Source organism: Micromonospora sp. KC606 (genome assembly GCF_004348675.1).
GTDB lineage: Bacteria > Actinomycetota > Actinomycetes > Mycobacteriales > Micromonosporaceae > Micromonospora.
Window position 1 is genome coordinate 1 of the sequence record NZ_SMKN01000335.1, and the last position, 3,762, is coordinate 3,762.

4 protein-coding genes are annotated in these 3,762 nt (G+C 74.0%); 2 read left to right on the top strand and 2 right to left on the bottom strand.

Annotation, left to right across the window (positions count from 1 at the left end):
- On the bottom strand, window positions 1–727 hold a 727-nt coding region (locus E1193_RS30455; RefSeq protein ID WP_207922936.1), incomplete at its 3' end, for a lytic polysaccharide monooxygenase.
- A 337-nt stretch (window positions 728–1,064) separates the two neighbouring features.
- Here E1193_RS30455 and E1193_RS30460 point away from each other — a divergent pair.
- A complete protein-coding gene (locus E1193_RS30460) occupies window positions 1,065–2,000 on the top strand; it encodes a carbohydrate kinase (RefSeq protein WP_132186584.1) in 936 nt (311 codons plus the stop codon).
- Between the two features lie 19 nt (window positions 2,001–2,019).
- On the opposite strand, the gene E1193_RS30465 is transcribed toward E1193_RS30460, so the two are convergent.
- Entirely contained in the window at window positions 2,020–3,252 is a 1,233-nt protein-coding gene (locus tag E1193_RS30465) for a multidrug effflux MFS transporter (RefSeq protein ID WP_132186585.1), read from the bottom strand.
- An 81-nt stretch (window positions 3,253–3,333) separates the two neighbouring features.
- On the opposite strand from E1193_RS30465, the gene E1193_RS30470 reads away from it, so the two are divergent.
- A partial coding sequence (locus E1193_RS30470) for a MarR family transcriptional regulator (RefSeq protein WP_132186586.1) occupies window positions 3,334–3,762 on the top strand: 429 nt, incomplete at its 3' end.

The window sequence follows — 3,762 nt, forward strand, 5'->3', positions numbered from 1 at the left end:
GGGACGGGGTGCCGCCGTTGCCGATGCCGGTCACCTCGCCGTTGCCCCCGTCGAAGGTGACGTCCGAGCAGCCGAAGAAGTTCTCCTGGCTGTCGGAACGGACCCAGCGGGAGTAGATGATGTGCCGGCCGGACTTGTTCGTCGGCAGGTTGCCGCTGAAGTAGTAGTGTCCCTCGTTGGTGCCCACCGCGCCGCGCTGCGGCGGGTTGGTCACCGTGAGGAACGGCTGCTCCTCCAGGTCGCTCCAGGCCAGCGGCCGGTTCGGGCTCCAGCTGTTCTTCGTCACGTAGAAGTAGAAGGTGCCCGGGTGGTGGGCCCAGTTGCTGTACTTGAAGTCCAGCCGGGCGCCGGCCGTGAGGTGGGTCAGCGGCCAGTCGTTACGGGCCAGGTCGTAGCCGGCGAAGCCGGGGTTGCCGCCACTGCACAGCTTGCCGTCGGGGATGTAGCCGACGGTGCGTCCGCCGGCGTCCGAACGCAGCACGCCGAACCAGTTGTAGAGGGAGTTGGGGCCGCTCTGGGCCACGGCCGCCGAACAGGCCGGGTTGTTCGGTTTGATCTCGCCGGTGCCGGTCAGACCGTCCTTCCAGCACAGGTAGGTGCGGCTGCCCGGGGTCATCGCCGCGCCGTGCGCGGCGGCCGGCTCGGCCTGGCTGACCAGGGCGACGCTGCCCAGAGCGACGGTGGCTGCCGCGGTGAGCAACGCGGCGGTACGGGAACGGATCACGATCTTCTCCTGATCCGCGGGGCAGGCGCGGTCGCCGGCCCCGCTGTGGCGGGGGTGCGTCGATCGCGGCGCCGTGACCGCCGAGGCCCGGATGTCGGAAGGGCCCAGGGGGTTGCGCCGCCGGCGGTCCGCGGTTCGCGGACCGGTGCCCCTCGCGTCGCCCCAGCTCGTCTCCGGTGGTGCGGCAGCCCCCGCACCGATCCGGTACGCGTAATCCCAACACGTCCGGACGGAACTAGCAATAGGTGACCCTCGATATGCAAAGACGGCGACTTCGTGACCCGGGGTGGCGGGCCCTGTGCCAGCCTGGTATCGGGCAGACGGGACGCTGGGAGGCGATGTGGGATACGCGGTGGTGCTGGGAGAGGCGTTGGTGGACCTGCTCGACGCCGAGTGCGAGGGCCGGCCCGTGTTCCGGCAGGAGATCGGCGGTGGCCCGCTCAACGTCGCCGTCGGGGTGTCCCGGCTGGGCGGCGGCACGCAGTTCGTGGGCTCCCTCGGCGACGACGTGCTCGCCAGCCGGATCCGGGCCTTCCTCGACGCCGCCGGAGTGGGGCTGACCGGCACGGTCACCGTGCCGGCGCCGACCGCGCTCGCGGTGACCACCCATGCCGGGGCCGAGCCGGACTTCCGCTTCTACGGCGAGCCGCCGTCGTACGGCCTGCTCTCCGCCGACGACCTGGACGTCGCGCTGCTGGAGGGCGCCGACGTGCTCTACTGCGGGTCGATCGTCCTGCTCTGCCCACCGGTGCTGGCGGCCGCCCGCCGCGCCTGGACGCTCGCCACCGGCCTGCGGGTCTTCGACCCGAACGTACGCCCCCGGCTGGTGGACGGGCCGGCCGCCCTGGACGAGCTGCGCCAGGTGGTGGCCGAGTTCGCCGCCGGGGCGCACCTGGTCAAACTGAGCGTGGCCGACGCCGGACTGCTCTATCCGCGCGAGCCGGTCGAGGGGGTCGCCGCGTACCTGCGGGAGCTGGGGGCCGGCACCGTCGTGGTCACCCTGGGCGCCGACGGCGCGGTGGTCGCCCCCGCCGGTGGCGACCCCGTACGCGTGCCCGCGCCGAAGGTGCGCGCGGTCGACGCCACCGGCGCCGGCGACTCGGTGATGGCGGCGCTCGTGGCCGACCTGTTCGTCGACGGCGAGCCGGCCGCTGCGGCCGGCTGGCATCAGCGGGTGACGTTCGCGCTGCGGGTGGCCGGGGTGGTCTGCGAGTCCCCGGGCGGCGCCGTGTCGATGCCCACCCGCGCCGAGGTGTTGCGCCGCTTCGCCGACTGACCGCCGCCGACCGGGCCGGTCAGCGGCGCGGGCGGGTGAGGGTGAGCACCGCGACCAGGGACAGCCCCGCCGCCCCGGTGGTCACCGCGGCCATCGGCAGGGCGCTGCCCTCGCCGCCGAGCCCGACCAGCGGCGCGGCGAGCGCGCCGATCACCGACTGGGTCGCGCCCATCAGCGCCGCGGCCGTGCCGGCGTGCCGGGCGTGCGCGTCCAGCGCCAGGGCGGTGCTGTTCGGCATCACCATGCCGAGCGATCCGACGAAGACGAACAGGGCGGCCGCCACCAGCACCAGGCTGTCGCCGAGCGCTCCGCCCAGTACGCCGAGCGCCGCGACCGCGCCGACCAGTAGCGTCGTGACCAGCAGGCGGCGCGGGTCGAATCGGTCGAGCAGTCGGGCGTTGGCCTGGCCGGCGGCCACCAGGGCCAGCGCGTTGAGCCCGAAGAGCAGGCTGAACACCACCGCGGAGAGGCCGAACACGTCCTGGAACACGAAGGACGACCCGGAGATGTAGGCGAACAGCCCGGCGAAGGCGAGGCCCTGGGTCAGCGAGTACCCGAGATAGCCACGGTCGGCGAAGAGGGACCGCATGGTGCGCGCGGTGTTGGCCAACCCGCCCGTGCTGCGTCGATCGAGGGGCAGGGTCTCCGGCAGCCGCCAGGCCACGGCGGCGGCGAGCAGCAGGGCGATCACCGCCAGGGCCACGAAGACCGCCCGCCAGGAGCCGAACCGCAGCACCAGGCTGCCGACGCCGGGTGCGGCGACCGGGGCCACCCCGAAGACCAGGGTGAGCCGGGAGAAGTACCGTGCTGCGGCCCGCCCGGCGTACAGGTCACGGACCACCGCGCGGGCCACCACGACGCCCGTCCCGCCGGCGAAGCCCTGGGCGAACCGGGCGGTGGCCAGCGCGGGCGCGCTCGGGGCGGCGGCACAGAGCAGCGCCAGCAGCGCGTACGCGAGCACGCCGACCAGCACCGGGCGACGCCGGCCCCAGCGGTCGCTGAGCGGCCCGGTGACCAACTGTCCGAGCGCGAGGCCGATCAGACAGGTGGTCAGCGACAGTTGCACCTGCGCCGGGCTGGCGTCGAGGTCGCGGGTCATCGCGGGGAACGCCGGAAGGTACATGTCCAGGGACAGCGGGCCGATGGCGGTGAGGGCGCCGAGCAGCACCAGCAGCGACGCTCCGCCCGGCGTCGGCGTGGCGATGCCCGGCCGAGGGGCGGCGGACGCGGTCGGCGGCGCGGTGCGGGGCATGATCCTCCCTGGATCAATTCGGCAACCGGCTAATCTTATCTCTGCACCCAGAACTATTGAGATGTGAAGTAGGTGACCCCGGTGACCGACGACGAGGTGGCACGGCTCGGTGCGCTGGTGGGGGAGACGCACCGGCTGCTGCGCCGATCGGTCAGTCGCCGCGCCAACCGTGCGCCGCTGCCAGAGGCCCAGGTGGAGCTGCTGCTACTCGTCCGCGGGTACCCCGGGATCGGCGGCGGGGAGGCCGCCCGCCGGCTGGGCACCGCACCCAACACGGTGAGCACTCTGGTCCGCGAGCTCGCCGACGCCGGGCTGCTCGACCGGTCGCGCGACCCGGCCGACCGTCGGCTGGTCCGGCTGCGCCTCACCGACGCCGCACACGCCCGGATGGTCGAGCACGAACGTCACCGCGCCGATCTGCTCACCGCCGCCCTGGCCGCCGTCGTCCCGGCCGACCGGGCGGCGATCCAGACCGCCGTCCCCGCCCTGGCCCGCCTGCTCGACGCCCTC